Annotated in this window: 20 protein-coding genes; 8 read left to right on the plus strand and 12 right to left on the minus strand. The window is 57.3% G+C overall.

The window, feature by feature from the left end; all coding sequences use genetic code 11:
• Nucleotides 1-25 precede the first annotated feature (25 nt).
• The 5 genes from hpaI to AC5TBW_RS16460 all read right to left on the minus strand — a co-directional run bounded on the left by hpaI (nt 26) and on the right by AC5TBW_RS16460 (nt 4,998).
• Nucleotides 26-796: a 4-hydroxy-2-oxoheptanedioate aldolase gene (hpaI, locus tag AC5TBW_RS16440; RefSeq protein WP_495509587.1), complete on the minus strand. Its 771-nt coding sequence runs from the start codon at nt 794-796 to the stop codon at nt 26-28.
• A gap of 15 nt (nt 797-811) precedes the next feature.
• Nucleotides 812-2,107: a TRAP transporter large permease gene (locus AC5TBW_RS16445; RefSeq protein ID WP_280104734.1), complete on the minus strand. Its 1,296-nt coding sequence runs from the start codon at nt 2,105-2,107 to the stop codon at nt 812-814.
• Nucleotides 2,104-2,646 carry a TRAP transporter small permease gene (locus AC5TBW_RS16450; RefSeq protein ID WP_495509588.1) on the minus strand — a complete coding sequence of 181 codons (543 nt, stop codon included), beginning with the start codon at nt 2,644-2,646 and terminating at the stop codon, nt 2,104-2,106. Before AC5TBW_RS16450 ends, AC5TBW_RS16445 begins: the two co-directional genes overlap by 4 nt.
• Before the next feature lie 124 nt (nt 2,647-2,770).
• The gene (locus AC5TBW_RS16455; RefSeq protein ID WP_495509589.1) at nt 2,771-3,751 is read right to left on the minus strand and encodes a TRAP transporter substrate-binding protein; all 981 of its coding nucleotides are present in this window, start codon (nt 3,749-3,751) and stop codon (nt 2,771-2,773) included.
• A 347-nt stretch (nt 3,752-4,098) separates the two neighbouring features.
• Nucleotides 4,099-4,998, minus strand: a complete 900-nt coding sequence (locus tag AC5TBW_RS16460; protein WP_495509590.1) for a LysR family transcriptional regulator — start codon at nt 4,996-4,998, stop codon at nt 4,099-4,101.
• A gap of 151 nt (nt 4,999-5,149) precedes the next feature.
• Between AC5TBW_RS16460 and AC5TBW_RS16465 the strand changes: the two genes are divergently transcribed.
• Nucleotides 5,150-6,355: a CaiB/BaiF CoA transferase family protein gene (locus tag AC5TBW_RS16465; protein WP_495509591.1), complete on the plus strand. Its 1,206-nt coding sequence runs from the start codon at nt 5,150-5,152 to the stop codon at nt 6,353-6,355.
• Between the two features lie 11 nt (nt 6,356-6,366).
• Nucleotides 6,367-7,308, plus strand: a complete 942-nt coding sequence (locus AC5TBW_RS16470) for a hydroxymethylglutaryl-CoA lyase (protein ID WP_495509592.1) — start codon at nt 6,367-6,369, stop codon at nt 7,306-7,308.
• 3 nt (nt 7,309-7,311) lie between these two features.
• On the opposite strand, the gene AC5TBW_RS16475 is transcribed toward AC5TBW_RS16470, so the two are convergent.
• The 6 genes from AC5TBW_RS16475 to speB all read right to left on the minus strand — a co-directional run bounded on the left by AC5TBW_RS16475 (nt 7,312) and on the right by speB (nt 14,955).
• The gene (locus AC5TBW_RS16475; RefSeq protein ID WP_495509593.1) at nt 7,312-8,784 is read right to left on the minus strand and encodes an aldehyde dehydrogenase family protein; all 1,473 of its coding nucleotides are present in this window, start codon (nt 8,782-8,784) and stop codon (nt 7,312-7,314) included.
• Between the two features lie 13 nt (nt 8,785-8,797).
• Nucleotides 8,798-9,532: an MBL fold metallo-hydrolase gene (locus AC5TBW_RS16480; RefSeq protein WP_495509594.1), complete on the minus strand. Its 735-nt coding sequence runs from the start codon at nt 9,530-9,532 to the stop codon at nt 8,798-8,800.
• A complete protein-coding gene (locus tag AC5TBW_RS16485) occupies nt 9,529-10,839 on the minus strand; it encodes a purine-cytosine permease family protein (protein ID WP_495509595.1) in 1,311 nt (436 codons plus the stop codon). The genes AC5TBW_RS16480 and AC5TBW_RS16485 overlap by 4 nt, the downstream gene beginning before the upstream one ends.
• Before the next feature lie 13 nt (nt 10,840-10,852).
• The gene (locus tag AC5TBW_RS16490) at nt 10,853-12,472 is read right to left on the minus strand and encodes a 5-guanidino-2-oxopentanoate decarboxylase (RefSeq protein WP_495509596.1); all 1,620 of its coding nucleotides are present in this window, start codon (nt 12,470-12,472) and stop codon (nt 10,853-10,855) included.
• A gap of 10 nt (nt 12,473-12,482) precedes the next feature.
• Nucleotides 12,483-13,865, minus strand: coding sequence for a YjiH family protein (locus tag AC5TBW_RS16495; RefSeq protein WP_495509597.1), 1,383 nt, complete (start codon nt 13,863-13,865; stop codon nt 12,483-12,485).
• Between the two features lie 139 nt (nt 13,866-14,004).
• Nucleotides 14,005-14,955, minus strand: coding sequence for an agmatinase (speB, locus tag AC5TBW_RS16500; protein WP_495509598.1), 951 nt, complete (start codon nt 14,953-14,955; stop codon nt 14,005-14,007).
• A gap of 198 nt (nt 14,956-15,153) precedes the next feature.
• Between speB and AC5TBW_RS16505 the strand changes: the two genes are divergently transcribed.
• The 6 genes from AC5TBW_RS16505 to recQ all read left to right on the plus strand — a co-directional run bounded on the left by AC5TBW_RS16505 (nt 15,154) and on the right by recQ (nt 23,167).
• Complete coding sequence (locus tag AC5TBW_RS16505) at nt 15,154-16,599, plus strand: sigma-54 interaction domain-containing protein (RefSeq protein WP_495509599.1); 1,446 nt, start codon at nt 15,154-15,156, stop codon at nt 16,597-16,599.
• Nucleotides 16,600-16,711: 112 nt separating this feature from the next.
• Entirely contained in the window at nt 16,712-17,842 is a 1,131-nt protein-coding gene (locus AC5TBW_RS16510; protein WP_495509600.1) for an ABC transporter ATP-binding protein, read from the plus strand.
• Nucleotides 17,843-17,902: 60 nt separating this feature from the next.
• Nucleotides 17,903-19,183, plus strand: a complete 1,281-nt coding sequence (locus AC5TBW_RS16515) for an ABC transporter substrate-binding protein (protein WP_495509601.1) — start codon at nt 17,903-17,905, stop codon at nt 19,181-19,183.
• A 63-nt stretch (nt 19,184-19,246) separates the two neighbouring features.
• Complete coding sequence (locus AC5TBW_RS16520) at nt 19,247-20,131, plus strand: carbohydrate ABC transporter permease (RefSeq protein ID WP_495509602.1); 885 nt, start codon at nt 19,247-19,249, stop codon at nt 20,129-20,131.
• Entirely contained in the window at nt 20,128-20,970 is an 843-nt protein-coding gene (locus AC5TBW_RS16525) for a carbohydrate ABC transporter permease (RefSeq protein ID WP_495509603.1), read from the plus strand. The genes AC5TBW_RS16520 and AC5TBW_RS16525 overlap by 4 nt, the downstream gene beginning before the upstream one ends.
• Before the next feature lie 64 nt (nt 20,971-21,034).
• Nucleotides 21,035-23,167, plus strand: coding sequence for a DNA helicase RecQ (gene recQ, locus AC5TBW_RS16530; RefSeq protein ID WP_495509604.1), 2,133 nt, complete (start codon nt 21,035-21,037; stop codon nt 23,165-23,167).
• Between the two features lie 10 nt (nt 23,168-23,177).
• On the opposite strand, the gene mtnA is transcribed toward recQ, so the two are convergent.
• Nucleotides 23,178-24,188: an S-methyl-5-thioribose-1-phosphate isomerase gene (gene mtnA / locus AC5TBW_RS16535; protein ID WP_495509605.1), complete on the minus strand. Its 1,011-nt coding sequence runs from the start codon at nt 24,186-24,188 to the stop codon at nt 23,178-23,180.
• Between the last annotated feature and the right edge of the window lie 65 nt (nt 24,189-24,253).

Consider the following 24,253-nt stretch of genomic DNA (forward strand, 5'->3'; position numbering starts at 1 on the left):
CCAGCGTGATTCACCACTCTTTGGTTCATGACTGCTTGAAGCGCTCCGCCAGCCCGCGCAGAGCATTGGCGTAAAGCAACGTATCAATGCCAACACCAACAAAGGTGCATCCCGCTGCAAGATAGCCGCGGGCGGCTTGCTCATCCACCGTCACAATACCCGCTGCCTTGCCCGCAGCGCGTATCTTGTGAATGGCGTCACTAATCGCGTCTGTCACTTCGGGGTGGCTGGCATTGCCGAGATGCCCCATAGACGCCGATAAATCCGCCGGGCCAATAAACACCCCATCGACACCGTCTACTGCCGCAATAGCCTCCAGGTTGGCAAGCGCCTGGGGGCTCTCCACCTGTAGCATTAGGCAGATTTCGGCATCAGCGCGAGAGAGGTAATCTTCTGTCTGCCCCCACCGCGAGGCGCGTGCCAGCACATGGCCAACGCCGCGAATACCGCGGGGGGGATAGCGCGTGGCCGCTACCAGTTCAGCCGCCTGTTCAGCCGTTTCTACCATAGGAATTAGCAGGTTCTGCACGCCAATATCCAGGTAACGCTTGATCAACACCGCATCGCCGGTGGGCGGGCGCACCACGGGGTGGCTTTGATAGGGGGCCAGCGCCTGCAGCTGTGCCAGCAGGCTGGCTAAATCATTAGGCGTATGTTCCGCGTCAATCAACAGCCAGTCGAAGCCTGCCGTGGCGGCTATCTCAGCCGTATAAGCACTGGTCAAGCCGAGCCAGATCCCCGTTTGGGGTTGGCCCGCCAGAAGCTGTTGCTTAAACTCGTTGTGCAGCATTTTCATACGGGCTCCTCTGGATCAATACCCCATGATATCGGGCAGCCAAGTGGCCAGCCCCGGCACGGCAATCAACAGCAAAATGGTCGCAATGATCGGCAGCAGGAACGGCAGTATCGCGGTCACCACTTGGCCGTAGCGTAGCCGCGTGATCCCAACCATTAGGAACAGCACCGTACCGAAGGGTGGGGTAATGACCCCTACCGATAGCGTGATGACCATCACGATACCGAAGTGCACAGGATCAAGCCCTGCACTCAGCGCTGCCGGCACCACAATCGGGGTGAATATCAGGATGCTTTCGATCACCGACATAAAGCAGCCGATCAGCAGGAAAAACAGTGCAAAACAGAGGAGTAGTGCAAACATGGGCATATCGATGCTGGCCACCTGGCCCGCCAACGCCTGAGGAATGCCCATGCGTACCAGAATCCAACCGTAAAAACTGGAGACGGCGATGATCAGCAGGATCACCGCACTGAACATCAGAGTACGGCGAAAGGCATTGAACAGATCCCGCCAATTCAAGTCGCGATAAACCAGGCCGCCCAGTATCACCGCATAAAGCGATGCAATGGCGCCGGCTTCCGTCGGGGTGAAAAAACCACCCCAGATACCGCCAACGATAATCGCCGGCATCATCAAGGGCAGAATGGCGCGCTTGCCGGTGCGGACGACTTCGCAGGCGTCAAAAGGCGTGGGCTTGGGCATCACCACCTTGCCACTGGCAGACAACAGAACAGTCATCCCCATGAGCAACAGCGCCATCAAAATACCCGGCAAAAGCCCGGCCATGAACAGCCCGCCAATACTCACATTGGCCAGCCAGCCATAAACCACGAGCGCGATACTGGGCGGCAGAATTGGCCCTATCACGCTGGAGGCGGCAGTGATGCCGGTTGAGTAACCCAGCTCGTAGCCACGCTCTTTCATGGCCTTGATTTCGATGCTGCCAAGACCTGCGGCATCGGCAACGGCGGTACCCGACATGGTGGCAAAAATGGAGCTGGCCACGACGTTGGCGTGGCCCAGGCCGCCCTTGGTAAAGCCCACCAGCGCGGTGGCAAAGTCAAAAATGCGCGTGGTGGTAGAACCGATATTCATGATATTGGCGGCCAGGATGAACAGCGGAATCGCCAGTAGCGTAAAGTTATTGAGGGTTTGCACCATGCGCAGCGGAAGCAGCTCGACAGGCAGCCCGCCGGTGCCGGTTGCCACCAGGGCGATAAACGAGGTCACGCCAATGGCGACCACTACGGGCAAACCAATGGCCATCAGTACCAACAGGCCACCGACAAAGATCATAAGTTCGGTCATGGTTGAGAGGTCTCCTCTTCATGGGATACTTCCAACCACGCCACTGGGCCACGCAGGCATTGCCACAGGGCAATCAACGCCATGCCCACAAAGCTGAAAAAGATGCCGTAATAGAGGTAGCTGAAACTGATACTTAACGAGACGGTTTTATTGTTGGCACTCATGTCCGACATGATCCACGCGCCCCAGGCGGCAAGCGCGAAAAAGCCGCATGAGATTAGGGTGATGAGACGGTATTGGATATTTTTACCTAAACCAGAAAGCTTATGGCTAAACAGATCCACCGCTAGGTGCTCGCTGCGTACCCATGCCGACAGTGATCCAAAGCCAATTGCGTAGATGGCCAGCATAGACGCCATCTCCTCGGTCCAGGGCATACCGATTCCGAGTAGGTCACGGGCAATGACGGCCGCCACGATCAACAGCAGAATGGCCGCCATGAGCGCCACGCCCACCCCGTCACAAAGACGAGTAACGCCGCGCAGCGTATAGAAAGCAATTCGATCCAGGCCCTTGTTGGGCGCTACCGCGTCTTCCACAGGAGAACTCCTTACCCTGACGTCTTCTTGGTCATGTATGAAAATTTATTGGTCATGAAAGCTTTCTTGACATGAAAAACAACGACGGCCCGTTAGGCCGCCGCGGTGTCTGTCCGGTGCGTATTTACTCGCTGTCGTTACCCAGCGCATCTTCACGAACGCCGTCGGCCATTTCAGCCATGACACGATCGATGGCTGGCAACGCCGCTTCGCGGAAAGGCGTAACTTCCGGCTCAATGACAGTCATGCCCTCGTCCTGAAGCGCTTCCAGATAGAACTCATCAAGTTCACGCTCTTGCTCTGATCCGTATTGACGAGCTACGTCGATCGCCTCTTCGATCAGCGCTTGATCTTCCTCTTCTAGACCCTCCCACCAGCGAGAACTAGCCACCCAGCTCCACGGAAACTGCACGTGGCTGGTCATGATCAGGTAGTCCTGCACTTCCCATAAGCGACGGGTATAGGGTGAGGAAAGCGAGTTCTCGTGACCATCTACCTGGCCGGTCTGCATGGCGAGATAAATCTCTGGCGCGGGCACGTTCACTACCTGAGCGCCGATCTCTTCCCACACTTCCAACCATACTGGCAGCGAAGGCAGGCGCAGGCGGAAACCTTCCAGATCCGCCGGGGTGTGGATCTCCTTGTTAGCGGTCATGTGGCGGGGCCCGCGGTGCTGCAGACCAAAATACTTCAGGCCGCCCTGGTTTTCTGCTTTTTCAACCAGCGCTTGGCCGGAAGGACTCTCCATATAGGCGTCGACTTCGTCCCAGGTGGTAAAGACAAAGGGAACCGTAATGGCGTCATACTCAGGCGCATACTGTTGACGCCAGTTACCACCGGTCAGGGAGAGCTGGGTTTGGCCCAGGTTAAGCAGCTCCAACACGGCATTCTCACCGCCCAAAGAGCCCGCCAAAAAGGGACGCACTTCAAAGCGGCCTGGCGCCTGCTCTTCCAGATACTCAGCAAAGCGTTCCACCGCGGCGCTTTCCGAGCCGCCTTCACTCATGGTGTTGTTAACTTGAATTTCGATGGGGTTAGCTAAAACGAACGGGGCTGTCGTTAGCATGCCAAGGGTAGCCAGCGTGGCAAACAGTTGTTTCCGCATGGGATGACTCTCTACGGTTGTCGTTATTGGATGTGGTTCTTGGGTAGCTCCTGTAGGCAAGAGCTTGATGTCGCTTATCTGATCTTGAAACAAGCGGACGAAGGGCTCAAATCGACGTTCAAGAAGGATGACTTCGTCAAATACGATGGCTAGAAACGCTGGTATGACGCGGATTTTGCCAGAGAAGCTTGCAGCCATACGACCAAAGATGAATACCTAGCAGCCTCCGCTGCTCTCCTTTTTGGCAGCAACGGCGCATTTATAAACGGCATGCCCCAACCATGCTTATCGAATTCATGTGTTCGCCAGCTTTCACAAAGCACGAAGCCATTGGCAGGCTTTGTCAGCTAGATCTCGGCTACTTTCTGGGTGAGGTGGTCAACCAGATGTCGCGCAGTCACGTGCAGCGAGGCATACCGGCGCATGCCAATCACCAGCTCACGCTGAGCCCAAGGATCGCTAAGCGGAATACTTTTGAGCTGCAAATCGCCCAGATCGCGATAGATGGTCTGCTCGGGGAGTACGCCAACCCCCATGCCGTGGTGAATCATCCGGCAAATAGCGTCAAAGCTACGTACCTGAATGCGCATACGCAGCGCTTTGCCTGCTAGGTTAGCTTGCTCATTCAACAGCGATTGCAGCGAGGCGTCCTGCTGTAAGCCAATAAAATCGAAGGCCAGCGCTTCATTAAAAGCGATGCTTTCACGCTCAGCAAGCGGGTGATCAATGGGTGTCATTAACACGAGTCGATCATGCCGATAGGAGAGCTGCTGGAGATCAGGCGCCGCCACATGCCCAGCGAAAATACCGATATCGGTCAGCCCGTCGCGAACGGCGGCAATGATTTCGCTACTGACCCGCTCCTGAAGATCGATCTTGATTTCAGGGTAAAGCCGAGAGAACGCGCTGAGATCCTGGGGAAGAAAGGCAATGATCGCCGAGGTATTGGAGTGGATACGTACATGGCCGCGCACGCCTTCGCCGTACTCACTGAGTTCGGCGTGCAGACGCTCAATGTTATCCATAATACGTCGGGCATGGTGCAAAAACGCCTGGCCCGCAGGAGTGAGTTCCACACCACGGGGGCGGCGATACAGCAGCGTCGTGCCGACCAGCGCTTCCAGGTCACTTATTCGCTTGCTCACTGCTGCGAGTGCTAAGTGTTCTCGCTCGGCAGCGGCGGTCAGGCGGCCTTCGTCCGCGACGGAAATAAACAGCTTGAGGGTGACAAAATCGAAGCGGCGCATGACACATGACTCCCATAAGACAGGCGGATTATGCTAACGCACACCTTCGCTAATCACGAACCCATTGTTACCGATTGCCTAATTGTCGCTCTGGATCGGCTCACGCATGCTGACAATAAATGATGATAACGATAAATAGAGGAAAGCCTTAATGAATGCTCCCGAAGCCCGCCAGCTTCCGCTCCAAGGCTTGAAAGTGCTTGAGCTTGGTCAACTGATTGCGGGACCTTTCGCCACCAAACTGCTGGGTGAATTCGGCGCTGATGTGATTAAAATCGAACCGCCCGGCACCGGCGACCCTCTTCGCAAATGGCGAATGTTAGAAGAGGGCACGTCGCTCTGGTGGCATGTGCAAACCCGCAACAAGCGCTCGGTGGCGTTGGACTTGCGCAGTGAAGAGGGCCAAGAGCTGGTGCGCCAGCTCGCCGCCGAAGCTGACGTGGTGGTGGAAAACTTCCGCCCCGGCACATTAGACAACTGGGGGCTGGGCTGGGAAGCACTCTCCAACCTTAATCCACGGCTGATCATGGTGCATATCTCTGGCTACGGGCAAACCGGGCCTTACCGCGACAAGCCCGGTTTTGGCGTAATTGGCGAAGCGATGGGGGGGCTGCGTTACCTCACCGGCCAGCCGGGCGAGCCTTCGGTGCGCGTTGGGGTGAGTATTGGTGATTCGCTTTCCGCGCTATATGCCGTGATCGGCACCCTGCTGGCACTCCAAGAGCGTAACCGCAGCGGCCTGGGCCAAGAGATCGACGTCGCGCTTTATGAGTCGGTATTTGCGATGATGGAGAGCCTACTGCCAGAGTTCGATGCCAGCGGCCAGGTTCGCGAACCGAGCGGCAGCGCCCTGCCCGGCATTACCCCCTCAAACGCCTACCGCTGCCGGGGCGGCGATTACGTACTGATTGCCGGCAATGGCGACAGTATCTTCAAGCGCCTGATGGGCGTGATTGGTCGTGATGATCTCGCCAACGACCCGGCACTGGCCCACAACGATGGGCGTAGCCAGCAAGCCGAGATGATTGATGCCGCGATTCAAACATGGACCGAAGAGCGCCCACGAGATGCCATTCTGCAAGCCCTGGACGACGCCCGCGTGCCCGCAGGCTATCCCTACACGGCCGAAGATATTGCCTTTGATCCCCACTACTTGGCGCGGGAGATGATTCAAACCTTTACCCGCCCTAACGGCAAACCGCTAAAAGTGCCCGGCGTACTGCCCAAGCTGAGCGCTACCCCAGGACGAATCGGCGACGGCGGCCCCACGCTTGGCCAGCACACCGACGACGTGTTGGATGAGCTGGGCATTGATCACGAAACCCGCGCAAAGCTGCGCCAAGCGGGCATTATTTAGGGAATGTTTTTATGAATTTGATAACACCTTGCCCCACCAAGATCGAAATCAACGAAGTTGCCCCCCGGGACGGCCTCCAGATTGAGACGCGTTTTGTGCCCACCGAAGAGAAAATCCGCTGGATCGATGCGCTCTCCACCACCGGCCTGCGGCGAATCGAAGCAACGTCGTTTACGTCGCCTAAAGCGATTCCCAACCTGCGCGATGCCGCTGATGTGGTGACCGGCATCCAGCGTCGGGAAGGGGTCGATATCACCGTGCTGGTGCCCAATGTAAAAGGCACCGAGCGGGCGCTTGCCTGCCAGGTGGATGAGATCAATCTGGTGATGTCCGCCAGCAATAGCCACGGTCTGGCCAATCTGCGCATGAGGCCGGAACAGTCACTAGAGCAGTTCGCGGCGATTGTAGAAGTCAGCAGAGAGAGCGGGGTATTTATCAATGCCTCGCTCTCCACTGCCTTTGGCTGCCCCTTTGAAGGCGAGGTGCCCGAAGCGCGGGTGCTGGAACTGGTTGAGAAACTTATCAACCTTGGCATTCAGGGCGTCACGTTGTGCGATACCACCGGTATGGCCAATCCTGCCCAGGTCAAACGCCTGTGCGTAGCCGTGCTTGAACGCTGGCCGGAAACGCCGTTCACACTCCACTTCCACAATACTCGCGGCATGGGGCTGGCCAACGCCCTGGCGGCGTGGCAAGCAGGGATCACCCGCTTCGACGCCTCATTAGGCGGGCTGGGCGGCTGCCCCTTCGCCCCCGGCGCTAGCGGTAATGTATGCACCGAAGACCTGGTGCATATGTTTGAAGCCATGGGCGTCGATACCGGTGTCGACCTGGATGCACTGCTGGAAGTCGCCGCTACCCTACCCGCCCTTATCGGCCACGATGTGCCGGGGCAGGTGGTCAAGGCCGGGAAATCGACCCGGCGTTATGCGATGCCTAATGCTCAAGCTTGAGCGTTAGGCGGGTCCAATCACATGCTTCACTTCAAGGTACGCACTCAACCCCCAAGGTCCGAGTTCACGACCAATGCCGCTACGCTTGAAGCCGCCCCAGGCGGTTTCAGGCAACACTAACTGCTCGCTGTTGAACCAGATACTGCCGGCTTTAAGCTGGCGGCCAATGCGCTTGGCGCGTTCTGGGTCACCGCTAATCACCGTTGCCGCCAGGCCAAAAGCGCTGTCGTTGGCAAGCTGGATAGCGTCGGCCTCACTTGCCACGCTATGCCCGCAAAGTACCGGGCCGAAAATCTCCTCCTGCCACAAGCGGCTTTCCACTGGCACATCGCGATAAAGCGTGGGTGCCAGGAAGTAACCTTGGGCGGGCAGCGTGCGGTGTTGCCCATCGCGCACGACGGTAAGACCTTCCTGTTCGGCAAGATCTAAGTAGCGCTGTACCGCATCGCGCTGTTTGGCGCTGGTTAAGGGCCCTAAATCCGTGTCTGCAGCGAGCGGGTCGCCCAGTGTCAGCGCATCCATACGCTCAGCAAGGGCAGCGTAGAGTGCTTCTGCTACGTCTTCGTGCACCAATAAACGCGAGGTCGCGGAGCAGATCTGCCCGGCATTAAAGTAGATACCCGCCATCACCCAGTCGGCTGCCTGTTCGGGGTCGGCATCTTCCATCACCAGGATCGGCGATTTTCCGCCCAGCTCCAGAGACACGCTCGCAGTGCGTGCGGCGGCCGCCTGCATCACCGTTTCACCGACGCGGTTGCTACCGGTAAAGGAAATTTTATCCACGCCAGGGTGGTTGGTTAGTGGCGCACCGATGCCCTCGCCGTCGCCATTGAGCAGGTTGAGCACCCCAGCGGGCAAGCCTATCTCCAGGGCAATCTCTGCCAGTACTCGCTCGGGAAGCGGTGTCACTTCTGACGGTTTGAGTACCGCAGTACAGCCCGCAGCCAACGCGGGTGCCAGCTTCCAAGCGCTGGTCACCAATGGAAAATTCCACGGCGCAATCAGCCCCACTACCCCGACCGGGTCGTGATACGTGCGCGCCTCAACGCCTTCCATTTCTACGTTCACCAACTCGCCTTGGCGATCGTCTAGTGCCTTGGCTTGCCCTGCGTAGTAGCGGTAGCAGGCAATCGCATCGTCCAGGTCAATCCCTGCTTCTGCTAGCGGCTTACCGTTGTTAGTTGCTGAAAGCGTGATGATCGAATCCCGACGGGCTTCCAATGCACCGGCAAACCCTTCCAGAAACTTAGCGCGAGCTGTCCCACCCAACGCCTGCCAATCAGGCTGCGCCTGCTGGGCGGCTTGTACCGCCGCATCGACGTCGGCAGCATCCCCAGCGGTGACCTGTGCAATACGCTCTTCGCGGTAGGGGTTCATTACATCGAGCAGGCGGGTGCCCGCCGAGGGCACCCACTGGTTGTTGATGAATTGGTGGTCAACAACCGAAGGGAAGTCGGTCTGGGAGGTCATGGGCATAATCGTGGCTCCTTTAGAGGTCGTGTTGGCGAAGCCAATCATCAATGAGCTTTGTGAGATGCTGGCCGCTAAAGCTGGGGAAATGGCCGCCGTGCACGGTGCGGACAGGCAGCTTGCACAGCCGCCGCATGCTGGCGGCGTAGTCGGTAAGATCGCTGTGCCAGAGGTCTTCGATGAGCGGGCCATCGTAAATCAAATCACCCGATATTAGCGTCTGGGTGGCCGCCTCCCAAAGTGCGATGCCGCCAGGGGAGTGACCAGGCGTATGAATCACTTCCCACTGCCGATTTCCCAAGTCCAGTATTTCGCCATCCTTTAGCGGGGACACCATTTGCGGCGCCTGAATACGGTAGCGATCATGCGAATAAGGCTCTGGGGGTAGCGCTTCGAACATATCGTCGCTGAGAAACTGGTCGGCCAGAGTACGCGTGTTGTCGGGTGAAGCAAGGATGTCCGCCTCAGCGGCATGCACATGGCAACAGCCGAACTCGTGAGCGGCGCCGATATGGTCAAAGTGCGTGTGGCTGGCCACCGCCAGCAGGTCACGCTCGGCAAGCTGCGCCACGTGCTGGCGCAGCGGCACCGCGCCCAGACCAAAATCCACAACCATGCCGCGCTTGCTGCCCTGAACATGCCAGATATTACAGCGATAAAACGGCTTGATCCGCGGCTCGTCGATCAGGGTGATACCGTCCGCCTTGGGGGTGGTACGGTACCACTGCTGTGCACTGATGCGCTCAAGGCTCATGCAGGCACCCGCTTGGCGACCGCGACCTTGCTGACCACGAAATAGAGCGCGCCGGTGATAACGAACACCGGAAGCGAAGCGCCAAAATCAAGCGAAGCGACCCAGTTCCAGTAGTAAGCCAGTAACGCCCCGACCGCGTAGCTGCCCAGCGCCAGCCAGTTGAAGGCGGGAAGGCTATGTTCAGCCTGGATTAGCTGTGCCGAGGTATAGCGCTCCCGGCCCAACAGGTAGTAATCCACGATCATCAGCGAAAATGCTGGAATAAAGACGCTGCCAATAATTAATAAAAAGGTCTGGAACTGATCGAGAATACCGGGGATAAGGGCCCCAATCACCGAGACGACGCCAATGATCAATGCGGGTTTCCAAAACGGTACTGTAGGGCGCACGCTCATGAATGAAAGTGTTGCGCTGTAGACACACATCACATTAGTAGTGAGCACTGAGAAGAAAACAACCAACGCTGCAGGTAGGCCAAACCCGAAGCCGCTGAGCAGCGCTGTCGGGTCATAGGTGGGTTCCATACCGATACTGATCGACAGTGCGGAGACGGTCGCCCCAAGCCCCATCGCAATGAGTGTAGCGACCACATAGCCGCTCCAAGTGCCCACAACGGCTGCTTTTAGCGAGCGACAGTGGCGATTGTAATCTGCCGCTAACGGAATCCACGAGAAAGCCGTTGCAACCACAATATCAAACACAACGCCGCCACCCAATACTCCTTCAGGTTTCAATTGTGTAATGCTGGGCAGGTCGTAATGCCGATTGAGTGCGAATAGCACCACGGCGGATAACCCAAGCATCAGTATTGCCGCTATTTTCTCGACCTTCTCAATCCCCAAATGACCGCGCAGGGCGATCAGCACTACCAGCGACTCACAAATCACCGTAAACAGCGCTACGTTGGAGTAACCCGTCAGGCTTTCGACAGCGTAATCAAGGCTCATACCTGCTAGCAGCGCCTGAATCCAACTCCAGGCAATCAGGGCTAATAAATTCACCCAGGCTGGGAAGTTAGCACCCTTGCGCCCAAAGGTACCGCGAGCTAGAACCATGGTCGTCATGCCAGTCTGTTGGCCCATTGCCCCGATTAGCACCAATGGAATGATACCTATCGCAGAGCCGAGTAGGATCAGCAACATCGCGTGCTGAAAGGTTAGGTCAGGCACCAAGAACATACCGGTCAGTATGGTAGTCACAACGACATTCGCGCCTAACCAGAGTGCAAAGGTACCGGGCAAACCTAGGCTATGTTCAACATCATCAGCCGACAGCGTATCTTGACCCAAAACATGTTTAGTTTTCATTGTTGTTTCCTGTTTAGAGCAGGCTCTTCTGCCAAGCAGCGGCATCAATTTCGATCAGCAGCGGCCCAGTTGGAACGCGGTTGGCGAGCGCTTCGGAAAGTTCTGTAGGGCTTTCTACCAGCATGCCGGGACAACCAAAGCCTTCGGCCAGGGTAAGGAAATTGGGTGCCTGAATATCCACGCCTAAGCGGGCCACGCCGTTGGCATCCATATAGCGACGAATCTCTTCATAACCGGCGTTGTGCCAGAGTACGATCACTACGGGCAGGCGCTCTTCTACGGCCGTTGCCATTTCCGAGAGCGTAAACATCACCCCGCCATCGCCCACCAATGCCACCACGGGCAAGTCAGGCCGTGCCAACTGAGCTCCCAACGCCGCCGGAAGCCCATAGCCCAGCGTGCCGTAACCCGTTGAGGCATTGAAATAGCGCCTAGGCGCGGGCTGACTGACCAAGTGGTTGCCGGCATATACCGGTGCGGTGGAGTCGCCCACCAAAATCGCCTCGGGCAGAGAATCAGCCAACGTTTTATAAAGCGGTACAAAGTCGGCAAAGGCAGGGTCGTTTACCAAATTAAGCGCACCCAACGCTGCGGAGGTTCGCTCAATGCCTTGACGCTTCAGCGGCTCGGGGAAGTGACCAAGCAGAAGCTCCAAACTACGCCCTGCGTCGCCCACCAGTCCAAGCGTGGTGCGCTGGTTGCGCACCAACTGCTCAGGATCGAGGTCGATACGAATCAGCGTGCCGTTGAGGTGAAAGCCGCCGTCAAAAACGACGTCATAATCGGTCTCACCCAGCTCGGTACCGATCGCCAAAATCACATCGGCGTTGGCGGCTAGTTTACGAACCGCGGGCAGCGCGGCATTGGCACCCAAATCCAGCGGGTGGTCACGGCCTAGCAGCCCTTTGGCGTTAATGGTCGTTACCGTAGGGGCATCGAGCTTTTCTACCAAAGCTCGCGCTGCTTCTGGCGCGGAAACGCAGCCTCCGCCCAATAGCACCAGGGGCTGCTTCGCCGCTTTTAGTAAGCGTGCAGCCTCGGCCAAGCCTTCTGGATCAGGCGCCGCGCGGTAAAGCGTAGGCGCTTGCCAACTGGCCGGCACATTCACCGGGGCATTGAACAGATCGATGGGGATTTCGATATGCACCGGGCCTGGGCGCGACCCATTGAAGATGGCAAAGGCACGCGCCAGCACGTCGGGTAGCGTATTGGCGTCCAGCAGCGTGTGGCTAAACCGCGCCACGCCGCTGATCATCTGCTGTTGGCTGGGCAGCTCGTGCAGCCGCCCTTGACCTAAGCCCAAGGTATCGCGGCGGTTAACGCTGGAGATCACCAGCATAGGAATGGAGTCCGCCAGGGCTTGGCCCATGGCGGTGGCAATGTTGGTCATCCCCGGTCCGGTAATAATCAGGCACACACCCGGCTGGCCGCTGGCACGGGCATAGCCATCGGCCATAAACCCTGCGCCCTGCTCATGGCGCGGAGTAATGTGCTGCACATCGCTGCCTTCCAGCCCACGATAAAGCTCTACCGTGTGTACACCGGGAATACCAAACAGTGCCCGCACGCCGTACGTATCCCGTAGCAGGTGGATTAGCAGTTCGGCACAGGTCATTGTCGTTTTATCTTTCATGCATGGCCCCTTAGAAGAAAAACGTATGGGCCATAAAGGCGATAATTGGCAGCGTAATCGCGGTACGCAGCAGAAAGATTGCCACCAGCTCCCAGAACTTGATGGGAATTTTCGACTTGAGCAGCAGCGCGCCGATTTCCGACATGTAGATCAGCTGAGTGAGCGACAGACAGGCAATCACAAAGCGGGTGAGTTCGCTTTCAATATTGGTCGCTAATACCGCCGGTAGGAACATATCGGCAAAGCCTACCAGTGTGGCGGGCGCTGCCGCTTCTGCCTCTGGAATACGCAGCAGTTCCAGCACCGGTACCATCGGGTAAGAGAGCCAGGTAAATAGCGGGGTAAACTCCGCCAGAATTAGCGCCACCGTGCCGATGGCAAACACCAAAGGCAGTAACCCTAGGAAAATATCCATTACGTTGAGCAGCGCCAAACGTGCTAGCTCACGAGGACCGGGAGCGCCAGCAGCGCGATTGGTGGCTTGAATCAAGCTGTAACGGAACAGACCTACATTTTCAGTACGCTCTTCGCTCAACTGGCAGCCCACAGGCTCATAGTACTCGTTGGACTTACGCGACAGGGGCGGTAAGCGCGGCACAATCACCGCAGCAATCAAACCGGCCACCACGACCGTCGTGTAAAACTGCACAAACAGGTGGTTAATATCGACGAAGCTCGTCACTAACAGTGCAAAGGCAATGGATACCACAGAGAAGTTGGTGGCAATTACCGAAGCTTCACGACCATTATAATAGCCCTGCTCATACTGCTGCGTGGTGATAAGTACACCGACGGTACCCGATCCCATCCATGAGGCGGTGGCATCGATAGCGCTGCGTCCCGGCAAATTAAAAATTAGCCGAAACGGCTTACGCACCATACTGCCGATGAACTCCATAAAGCCAAACTCGACCAAAAACGGCAGTAGAAGTGCAGCAAAGAAGAAGAATGTTAAGAGTACCGGCGCCAAATCATTGAGCATCACGCCACCGGTAAAGGACGCGGTGACGAACTCAGGCCCAAACTGAAAATAGGTCATCACAGCAAACAACGCGCCTAAAACACGCATCACCAGCCACACCGGCCCGACATGAAACATTTCGTGCAGCATGCCTTGCTTGGCCCAGGCAGGGGTAGCAAGCTTGGCATAAATCGTCGCTACCACCGACAGGCAGAGCACCACTACCGCGATAGCAGGCAGCGCTGAGCCTAATAGCGCTTGCAAACCCTCCGCCATCAGGCCCATACCAATATTGATGGTATCGCCAAATTGAAAAGGGACGAGAAACAGCAAAACCCCAATTAAAGAAGGCACTATAAACTTCAGCAAATGCGCCAGGGGGATCGGCCCCGACGAGGTCGGCTCTTCGGTCTTAACGTTACTATTCAGCATAGGGTTCACCTATTGGAAGTGATTATTGGAGGTGGGCTAGCGGCGTCCTGGCAGGAAGCAATACTTCCTGCCATATGTTTTTTTATTAGCGCCTTATCAGGTCGGCGCTTTTTTTAATCAAAACTGTTTTAAGAGCGGCTTAATCGCCACGCTTAACGCCCGGCAGGACGCAAAGCATTTCATACAGCAGTGTGGCCCCCATCAGCGCGGTGTTGCCGCTGGGGTCATAAGGCGGGGATACTTCCACCAGGTCAAAGCCGACAATGTTCAGGCCCAAGGCGCCACGAACAATTTCCAATCCCTGAGTAGACGTCAGACCACCCATCTCTACCGTGCCGGTACCGGGGGCAACGGAGGGGTCTAAACCATCAATATCGAAGCTGATGTACACCGGAATATCGCCCATCTGCTCACGCACCTCGGCCATCAAGGGCGCTAGCGAGCGGTACCAACACTCCTCGGCGGGCACGACACGGAAACCTTGATCGCGGCACCAGTCAAAATCCTCAGCGGCGTAGCCAGTACCGCGCAGGCCGATTTGTACCACCTTGCCGTGGGCCAACAAGCCCTCTTCCTGGGCCCGACGAAACGGCGTACCGTGGGCAATTGGCTCGCCGAACATGTGTTCATTCACATCGGCGTGGGCATCGATATGAATCAACCCCACCGGGCCATGCTTTTTAGCCATGGCGCGCAGAATCGGTAGCGTCAACGTGTGCTCGCCGCCCAGGGTCATCGGAATGCAGTCATGCTTTAGCACGTCGTCGTAAAAAGCGGTGATGATGTCGACGCTTTTCGGCAGGTGGAAGGTGTTGATGGGTACGTCGCCAATATCGGCCACCTGCAGGCTTTCAAACGGCGCAGCGCGGGTCGCCATATTGTAGGGGCGCAGCATGCGCGATTCATCGCGGATCTGACGCGGCCCAAGGCGCGTGCCGGGGCGGTTCGAGGTACCGATATCCATGGGTATGCCAATAAACGCCGCGTCTAAACCTTCGGCGGTGTCTTGGGTAGGCAAGCGCATCATGGTGGCGGGGCCTGCAAAGCGCGGCATGGTGTTGCCGCCCAACGGCTGATTGAACTCCGACATACACATCTCCTTGGATTTGTTGTGACGATTTAGCCTATGCAACTTTCCTGTCTTTCGGCCTTAGCTATCTCCTCTAGGCCTTGCACAGATCATGCCAAGTCGTAGATGCCTATAAAGAGGTGGGATCACCGCCCAAACGATGCAAAAATGAATCAACATGGGGTTCAATCAATTCATTTTTGAATCAAAGATTCAAAAATGAATTATTTAGAGGAGTCGCCTGCAGTGAGTGAAATAGACAAGCGTGTGCTGCAAACCATTGTAGAGACTGCTAACGATCACTTCTTTATCGTCAGTGGCGATGGACAAATAGTCGACATTAGCCCAGGAGCCGAGGCGGTTTACGGGGTATCACGAGAAGAACTGCTCTCCAACAGTGTGCAGCAACTGCAAGCGGCCGGGGTGCTTAAGCCCTCTATCACCATGGAAGTGATGCGCACTCGGCGTCCAGCGCAACTTATGCAGGTCACCGGAACAGGCCGCCGGGTCATCGCCGAAGCCTACCCGGTGTTCGTCAATGGCAAGCTGGAGCGGATTATCAGCCGCTCGCGGGATTTGACCGATTTACAGCTATTGCAGGACGAATACGCGCTGCTACAAAAACGCTTTAGCGAACACTTAAAACGCAGCCAGGCCGCCCCGGATGCGGAAGAGCAGGCGCTGGATGATGCCCTGGATAACCTGCAGGTGCGCAGCAGCGTCATGCGTGAAATTGCGCTACTCCTTAAGCGGGTCGCCCCTTCAGATGCCAATGTACTGATGTTGGGTGAATCGGGCGTGGGTAAAACCGCCTTTGCCAAACAGCTACACCGCTGGAGCCAGCGCTGTGACGGGCCGTTTATTGACGTTAACTGCGCGGCAATTCCTGAGAACCTGTTTGAGTCCGAAATGTTTGGCTACCAGCCCGGGGCTTTCAGCGGTGCGGCGCGGCAAGGTAAGGCGGGACTGTTGGAACAGGCCGAGGGCGGCACGCTATTTTTGGATGAAATAGGCGAGCTGCCGCTGCTCATGCAAACCAAACTGTTAAAGGTAATTCAAGATGGCAGCCTGACTCGGCTGGGTGACACTCGCTCTCGCAAGGTCAACTTTCGCTTGGTCGTGGCGACCAACCAAGACTTGGCTAAACAGGTAGAGGCTGGGGTGTTCCGGCTGGATCTTTACTACCGCCTCAACGTAATACCCGTGACCTTGCCGCCGCTGCGTGACCGTCGAGAGGATATTCCTGATCTTGTCGAAGCGTGTTTAAACCGGCTGAACCAGCGCTATGGGCGGCAGAAAATCCTCGACACCCGCGTTTGGTCGACCCTAATGGGCAGCGAATGGCTGGGTAACGTTCGTGAGTTAGAGAACTGGCTGGAACGGGCTTGGCTTTCCAGCCCCACGGATCAGATCGAAGTGCCTGCCGCTCACCCATACGCCGAGCAACACCATGCGAGCCTGCCGAGCGCTTCACCAGCAACGTCGCTAACCGAACTCGCCCCCCATGAAACCCTCAAGCAATACCTAGCGCGGCTGGAGCGAGAAACGCTTGAGGCACTGTGCGCCACCCACCCCAGCACCTATGCCATCGCAGAACGCCTGGGCATCAGCCAATCGAGCGTGGTGCGCAGGCTTCAGCGCTATGGCATTAAAGTCACCAAATGATTTTCTGCTTGACACAGCGGCTGTCATAAACGATCCATGTAAGTGTCATACAACGGCAACACCTTCAACACAAGCTGAACCAATAACAACCAACAGCGGTGATGTGTGTGCTATGTCAAACCAATCGCGTATCCGCCTGGAACGCGTCACCAAACGTTGGGACGCGACCGCTGCCGTCGATGATATCTCCTTCGATGTCACGCCTGGGCAATTTGTCATTCTGCTAGGCCCTTCGGGCTGCGGCAAATCAACCACGCTGCGTATGATCGCAGGCTTGGAAGAGGCCAGCGGCGGGCATATCTATATTGGTGAGCGTGATGTGACACGCCTGCCACCCGGTGACCGTGGACTGAGCATGGTGTTTCAGTCCTACGCACTGTTCCCGCATTTAAGTGTGGCCGACAATATCGTGTTTGGCCTGCGCAGTCGCAAAGTGCCCAAAGCCGAACAGCGCGAGCGGCTCGCCAAGGTCGCCGAACTGGTCGATCTCACCGATTACCTGACCCGCAAACCAGCCCAGCTCTCTGGTGGCCAGCGACAGCGAGTGGCGCTGGCACGCTCAATTATCTCCGAACACCCGATTTGCTTAATGGATGAGCCGCTCTCCAATCTGGATGCGCGGCTGCGCAGCGATATGCGTCGGGAAATCAAAGCGTTACAAAGCCGCCTGAACATGACGGTGATTTACGTCACCCACGATCAGGTTGAAGCCATGAGCATGGGCGATCGCGTCATTCTGATGCAGCACGGCAAAATCGTGCAGGACGGTACGCCCGACGAACTCTATAACCACCCTGCCAGCGCCTTCGCCGCAAGTTTTATCGGTAGCCCAGCGATGAATCTGCTGCCGTTGGTGGCCGGGGAAGATGGCGCTGTCATAAAAGGTGAGCAGAGTACGACTGTGGCCCCAATGGAGGCCGTGGGTGGGCATTTGGGCGTACGCCCAGAAGATATTGAGCTACGGCCAGCGACGTCACCCGGCGTACCCGCCAAGGTATTAAGTGAAGAGTACTTAGGGGCAGATACCATTGCCTATGTCGAGGTGGGCTCACATACCTTGCGGGCTCGAATAAGCGGCAAACCGCTCTTGAGCGGCCAGCCATGCAGCCTCTATTGGGCGTCCAAGAACATACATCTTTTCGATGCTAACGGCCTACGGCGCGATGATGTGCCACTAAGCGATTTCGCTCTGCCAACCCGAAGCATTCCTCGTCCACCGGCGGTGGGCTCTTTCCAACACTGATCGTTTTCAACACTGACCAGTTTTAACCCTGATTCAGTCCTGACACTTATGGAGTCTCTTATGCGTTCGCGGATCCCTTTTGCGATGACGGCCCTGGCAGCGGGCTTGTTAAGCGCCGCCCAGGTCAACGCTGATAGCGTCGATCTCACCATGTACTACCCGGTGTCGGTGGGTGGGGCACTCACCGACGTGGTTGACAATCTGGTGGAAGAGTTTGAAAGCGAACACCCCGATATCAACGTGGAAGCGATTTACGCTGGTAACTACGATGACACCCGTGTGCGCGCTATGTCGGCGATGGAAGCGGGCGATACTCCCCAACTGTCGGTGATGTTTTCGATTGACCTCTACGAGCTGATCGAACAAAACGCCATTGTGGCCTTCGATGATCTGGTCGAAACCGACGAAGAGCGGGACTGGCTGGATAGCTTCTACCCTGGCTTGATGGAAAACGGCCGGTTGGATGGCAAAACCTACGGCATCCCCTTCCAGCGCTCCACCATCGTGCTGTTCTGGAACAAGGACGCCTTTGAAGCGGCAGGCCTAGACCCTGAAACACCCCCAGAGAACTGGGCAGAGATGGCCGAAATGGCCGCCACCGTTCGAGAAGCCTCCAATGGCGAGCAGTGGGGCGTAATGGTGCCTTCCACCGGCTACCCCTACTGGATGTTCCAGGCCTTTGCGTTTCAGAATGGCCATCGCTTGATGAGCGAAGATGGTACTGAGGTCTATTTTGACGACCCGGCGGCTATTGAAGCACTTGAATACTGGGTGTCGCTGGCCACCGAGCACGACGCTATGCCCGATGGCACCATCGAATGGGGCACGCTGCGCCAGAACTTTATCGAGCAGTCTACGGCGATGATGTGGCACACCACGGGCAACCTAACGGCCGTGCGTAGTGAAGCTGATTTTGACTTCGGCGTTGCAATGCTGCCAATGAAAACCCAGCGCGGCAGCCCCACCGGCGGCGGCAACTTCTATATTTTTGAAGATGCCAGCGAAGAAGAGCAACGCGCGGCGATGACCTTTATCCGCTGGATGACCGACCCCGAGCGCGCTGCAGCCTGGTCAATTGAAACCGGCTATATGGGCGTTAGCCCCGCCGCTTATGAAACCGATGCACTGAAGAGCTATGTGGAAGAGTTCGCGCCTGCGGCCGTGGCCCGCGACCAGCTTGAACATGGCACTGCTGAGCTTTCCACTTATCAGGGGGGCCGCGTGCGTCGTGCTTTGGATAACGCCGTACAAGCTGCGTTAACCGGCCAGATGTCACCGGAAGAAGCGCTTACCCAGGCGCAGCAAGAAGCCGATAGCGTACTGCGCCGCTACGCTCGTTAATCGTTATATTTTTATCTGTTCGCCGGGGCATGCCCCGGCTTTTCCAACGTGCGGTACTTAACTATGTCATTCACCAACCACCGCAAAATGCAGCTCTATGGTGCGCTTCTGCTACTGCCCGCCGCCATACTGCTGGCCACCTTCGCTTACCTGCCCACCATCGCCACGGTGGTCAACAGTCTGTTTTTACCTGGCTTTCGCGGCGCCCCCACTGAGTTTGTAGGGCTTGAAAACTATCAGGTGCTGTTCGATGACCCAACATTTTGGAAAGTCGCTCGTAACAATTTAATCTACGCCGTCGGTACGATCCCCACCTCTATCGCGCTGGCATTGTGCATGGCGCTATTTGTGAATGGAAAGCTGCGCGGACGCGGCGTTGTCCGCATGGCCTACTTTACCCCGACCATCCTGCCCATGATCGCCGCTGCCAATATCTGGATGTTTTTCTACGCCCCGCAGATTGGCCTATTCAATAAGCTGCTCGGCGCGTTAGGTTTTTCGGGAGTGAACTGGCTCGGCGACCCAAGCGTGGCGCTGGGATCAGTGATCGTGATGTCGGTGTGGAAAGAGGCCGGCTTTTTTATGATCTTCTATCTCGCCGCGCTGCAGGGTATCGCCCCGGAGCTCAAAGAGGCGTCTGACTTGGAGGGCACCAGTCGGTGGAGCTTCTTCTGGCGGGTTACTTTCCCCCTACTGATGCCCACCACGCTGTTTGTGCTGATTAACGCCTTAATCAATGCAGTAAGAGTCGTCGATCACCTGTTTATTTTGACCAAAGGCGGGCCCAACAACGCGACGAACCTGCTGCTCTATTATGTCTATGAGAACGCATTTTCGTTTTTTGACCGCACTACAGCAGCTACCATTACGGTGGTTATTCTGCTGGTCCTCGCGGTCGTGGCCACGCTTAAGTTCACGATTTTAGATCGCAGGACGCACTACCAATGAATACGACCACACTCTATGCGCCCCGCTCCCGTTTCTTCTCAATTCCGGCGCTGGAAACGGTGGCCGCGTGGCTGCTGGCGGTTATCTGGATTTTTCCACTGCTGTACGCCTTTTGGGCCGCCTTCCACCCCAGCGAATTTATGGTGAATTTCGAGCTTTTCGCCCCGCTCACACTGGATAACTTCACCAATGCCTGGGCTCAGGCACCCTTTGGTCGCTACTACCTAAATACCTTTGCCCTCGTCACCGGCGTTGTATTTGCCCAGTTTGTGGTTTGCACTCTGGCGGCGTTTGCCTTTGCGCGCTTTCCGATTCCCGGCAAAAACGTGCTGTTTATGCTGGTGCTGATTCAGCTGTTCGTGTTTCCCGAAGTGCTGATCGTCGAGAACTACCGCATCGCCAGTGAGCTGGGGCTGATCAACACCATTACCGGCATCGGTCTGCCCTATGTGGCCAGCGCTTTTGGTATTTTTCTGCTGCGTCAGACGTTTAAAACCATCCCCCGAGAGCTCGAAGACGCCGCCCGCATCGAAGGCTGCAACTGGCTGGAAATCTTATGGAAGGTCTACGTACCACTGGCCAAGCCGACTTATCTCGCGTACGGGCTCGTTTCGATCAGCCACCACTGGAATAACTTTCTGTGGCCATTGGTCGTCACTAACTCGGTGGAAAGCCGCCCGCTAACGGTCGGACTAGGCGTTTTCTCCGCCCCGGAAACCGGCGTCAACTGGGCAACGGTGAGTGCCGCAACGTTGCTGAGCATCGCTCCGTTGCTGGTGGCTTTCCTGCTCTTCCAACGCCAATTCGTGCAGTCATTTTTAAGAGCGGGGATACGCTAGACAGACGCCCCTCAGGTTTTTCGTGCGACAATTCTCCCTCAAGCACGCGATAAGGAGAGCATTGATGCACGGCGACCCTCACCCGGCAGCCCTCAAGGTACTGCAGGAAGTATTTGGCTACGACAGCTTTCGCGGCCCCCAGCAGGCTATCATTGAGCATGTGATCGCCGGAGGCGATGCGCTGGTGCTGATGCCTACCGGTGGAGGAAAATCGCTGTGTTATCAGATCCCTGCGCTGCTGCGCGAAGGCACCGCGATTGTGGTCTCGCCATTGATTGCGCTGATGCAAGACCAGGTGGCCGCGCTTAAGCAGAACGGGGTTAGGGCGGACTTCCTCAATTCCAGCCTCGATTATCACGAGGCGGTCGAGGTAGAGAATCGCCTGCGGGCGGGGGAGCTGGATCTTTTATATGTCGCGCCCGAGCGGCTGGCCACGCCGCGTATGCAGATGCTTTTGGAGCAGAATCAGATCGCGCTGTTCGCCATTGATGAAGCCCACTGCGTCTCCCAGTGGGGCCACGATTTCCGCCCCGAGTATCGCCAGCTCTCCCACCTGCACCAGCGCTTCCCCCAGGTGCCGCGCATCGCGCTCACTGCCACCGCCGATGTGCCTACTCGGCACGACATCATGGAGCATCTGCAGCTTCAGGAGGCGGCGCTTTACAACAGCGGCTTTGACCGGCCCAACATTCGCTACCATATCGCTGAAAATCAGGGCAACGCCAAGGAGCAGCTGCTGCGCTTTATCCGCGAGCACCACGATGGAGAGGCGGGTATCGTCTACTGCCTTTCCCGACGCAAGGTGGAGGAGACTGCCGCCTGGCTGGAGCGTCAGGGGCTGACCGCACTGCCCTACCACGCGGGCCTTCCCCCCGAGCAGCGCCAGCAGCATCAGACCCGCTTTCTACGTGAAGATGGCGTGGTCGTCGTCGCCACCATCGCCTTCGGCATGGGCATCGACAAGCCGGACGTGCGCTTTGTGGCTCACCTTAATCTGCCCAAAAGCATCGAAGCCTACTACCAAGAGACCGGTCGCGCCGGACGTGACGGCCTGCCCGCCGATGCCTGGATGGCCTACGGGCTTCAGGATGTGATCACCCTGCGTCAAATGCAGCAGGGCTCCAGCGCCGCCGACCAGCAAAAGCGTATCGAGCAGCAAAAGCTAGATGCCATGCTGGGGCTGTGTGAAATCATCAGCTGCCGACGCCAGGCGCTTTTACACTACTTCGGAGATCACTTGGATGCCCCTTGCGGCAACTGCGATAACTGCCTCACCCCACCCGAGACCTGGGACGCCACCGTGGCAGCACAAAAAGCGCTGTCGTGCGTCTACCGCACCGAGCAGCGCTTCGGCGTGACCTATCTCGTGGATGTACTGCTGGGCAAGCGCAACGAACGTATCACCCGTTTTGGCCATGACCAGCTCAGCACCTTCGGTATTGGTCAAGACCTCACGGCCAGTGAATGGAAAGCGCTATTTCGTCAGTTAATTGCCAGCGGCTTTTTAAGCGTGGATATGGAAGGTCACGGCGGTATTAAGCTCACTGCCGATGCCAAGCCGGTGCTGCGCAGCGAGCAGAACCTCACCCTGCGTAAGCCAAGCAAAGCCAACCCCGCCCGACGGGGAAGCAAAGGCGCCTCAGCCACGCTCGGCCATGGCGCGCTGTGGGAAGCCCTTCGCCAGCACCGCAAGGAGCTTGCCGAAGCGCAGGGCGTGCCTGCCTATGTGATCTTCCACGATGCCACGCTGGCTGAGCTGGTCGAGCAAAAACCCCAGAGCATGGAGGCACTGGGCGCGATTTCAGGCATCGGCGCGCGCAAGTTGGCGGATTATGGTGAGGGCTTTTTGGCCATTATTCTGGCACACCCCAACGAACCTGCCGCCAGCGCCGCTGCGGGCAGCAGCGCTCTGGAATCCGCCGCGCTGCTGCGTCAAGGGTTAACGCCGGAACAGGTCGCCGAGCAGCGTGGCCTGGCCGCTAATACCGTGTACCGCCACCTAAGCGACGTGATCCAAAGCGGCGAGCTGGCCCTGGAAGAGGTAGTCGACTTGGATACGGCGACCGTACAACAGATTCGCGCCGCTTTTGAGCAGTTTCCCGGCCAGGGGCTGAAAGCGGTGTTCGAGTCGCTGGAGGGGCGTGTGGATTACCCTATTCTGCACTGCGTGCGGGCGTCCATGGCGGCACCTACATAGCGCGCCTGGATTATCGACAATGCTCGCCCCGCTCAATGGCGGCGGCATCGAACACGCCGGTATCCAAAATCCAGGCAGTGACGAGCTTGGCAGGGGTGACATCAAAAGCAGGGTTCCATACCGGGGCATCGCTGGGCGCCCACACGACCTCGCCAAACGCTCCTGCGGCACCGCGCACCTCCGCGCCATCACGCTGCTCAATGGGAATATCCGTGCCGGTGGCGCAGGCAGGGTCTACTGTCGTGTAAGGGGCCACCACATAAAACGGCACCTGATGATAGTGAGCGACCACCGCAAGCATATAAGTACCCACTTTATTGGCGAAGTCGCCGTTGGCGCAGATACGGTCAGCGCCCACCATCACCTTATCCACCTTGCCCGCTGCCATCAGACTCGCGGCCATACTGTCGGCAATCAGTTGATAGGGAATGCCCAGGTCGGCCATTTCCCAGGCGGTTAAGCGGCCACCTTGCAGCAGCGGGCGGGTTTCATCCACATACACATGAAGATCTACGCCGCGTTGTTTGGCAACCGCCAGCGCGCCAATCGCGGTACCCACGCCAGCGGTTGCCAGCGCGCCGGTGTTGCAGTGGGTGAGCACACGGTCACCCATTTTCAGCAAGTCAGCGCCCCGTTCGGCCATCTGTTGGCATAGCGCACGATCTTCTGCAAACAGCGCAGCAGCGCGCTCGGCCAGGGCATTGGCGCCTTGCGCAAAGCAGGCTTCCATGGCATCCAGGCAGTACATTAGGTTGACGGCTGTCGGGCGCGTGGCGCGCAGGCGATCGCTGACTGCCTGCCAATCGCTTTCGGGATGGCGCGCGGCGTACTGCGCCAGCACGAAAGCGGCGCTCAAGCCAATCAGTGGTGCGCCACGAATAGCTAGGTTCTTAACCGCCCCCTGCCAGGCCTCGGGAGAGTCACAGCACACCCACGTTTCAGCTTGCGGCAACTGCGTTTGATCCAAGTACTCAAGCGTATTGGCATGGACCCGCAAACTGCGTGATTGAAGTTGAGGCATCGATGGACTCCTTGAGCACTTGACCGGAACCGCTACACGGCTTATCAGCCGCGAAGCTTATCATA

It is taken from the genome of Vreelandella sp. ssv (assembly GCF_059448525.1).

Bases quoted from the DNA above. Each gene is read 5' to 3' on its own strand.
- hpaI (WP_495509587.1), bottom strand. From the start codon at position 796: ATGAAAATGCTGCACAACGAGTTTAAGCAACAGCTTCTGGCGGGCCAA.
- AC5TBW_RS16445 (WP_280104734.1), bottom strand. From the start codon at position 2,107: ATGACCGAACTTATGATCTTTGTCGGTGGCCTGTTGGTACTGATGGCC.
- AC5TBW_RS16455 (WP_495509589.1), bottom strand. From the start codon at position 3,751: ATGCGGAAACAACTGTTTGCCACGCTGGCTACCCTTGGCATGCTAACG.
- AC5TBW_RS16460 (WP_495509590.1), bottom strand. From the start codon at position 4,998: ATGCGCCGCTTCGATTTTGTCACCCTCAAGCTGTTTATTTCCGTCGCG.
- AC5TBW_RS16465 (WP_495509591.1), top strand. From the start codon at position 5,150: ATGAATGCTCCCGAAGCCCGCCAGCTTCCGCTCCAAGGCTTGAAAGTG.
- AC5TBW_RS16470 (WP_495509592.1), top strand. From the start codon at position 6,367: ATGAATTTGATAACACCTTGCCCCACCAAGATCGAAATCAACGAAGTT.
- AC5TBW_RS16475 (WP_495509593.1), bottom strand. From the start codon at position 8,784: ATGCCCATGACCTCCCAGACCGACTTCCCTTCGGTTGTTGACCACCAA.
- AC5TBW_RS16480 (WP_495509594.1), bottom strand. From the start codon at position 9,532: ATGAGCCTTGAGCGCATCAGTGCACAGCAGTGGTACCGTACCACCCCC.
- AC5TBW_RS16485 (WP_495509595.1), bottom strand. From the start codon at position 10,839: ATGAAAACTAAACATGTTTTGGGTCAAGATACGCTGTCGGCTGATGAT.
- AC5TBW_RS16490 (WP_495509596.1), bottom strand. From the start codon at position 12,472: ATGAAAGATAAAACGACAATGACCTGTGCCGAACTGCTAATCCACCTG.
- AC5TBW_RS16495 (WP_495509597.1), bottom strand. From the start codon at position 13,865: ATGCTGAATAGTAACGTTAAGACCGAAGAGCCGACCTCGTCGGGGCCG.
- speB (WP_495509598.1), bottom strand. From the start codon at position 14,955: ATGTCGGAGTTCAATCAGCCGTTGGGCGGCAACACCATGCCGCGCTTT.
- AC5TBW_RS16505 (WP_495509599.1), top strand. From the start codon at position 15,154: ATGAATTATTTAGAGGAGTCGCCTGCAGTGAGTGAAATAGACAAGCGT.
- AC5TBW_RS16510 (WP_495509600.1), top strand. From the start codon at position 16,712: ATGTCAAACCAATCGCGTATCCGCCTGGAACGCGTCACCAAACGTTGG.
- AC5TBW_RS16515 (WP_495509601.1), top strand. From the start codon at position 17,903: ATGCGTTCGCGGATCCCTTTTGCGATGACGGCCCTGGCAGCGGGCTTG.
- AC5TBW_RS16520 (WP_495509602.1), top strand. From the start codon at position 19,247: ATGTCATTCACCAACCACCGCAAAATGCAGCTCTATGGTGCGCTTCTG.
- AC5TBW_RS16525 (WP_495509603.1), top strand. From the start codon at position 20,128: ATGAATACGACCACACTCTATGCGCCCCGCTCCCGTTTCTTCTCAATT.
- recQ (WP_495509604.1), top strand. From the start codon at position 21,035: ATGCACGGCGACCCTCACCCGGCAGCCCTCAAGGTACTGCAGGAAGTA.
- mtnA (WP_495509605.1), bottom strand. From the start codon at position 24,188: ATGCCTCAACTTCAATCACGCAGTTTGCGGGTCCATGCCAATACGCTT.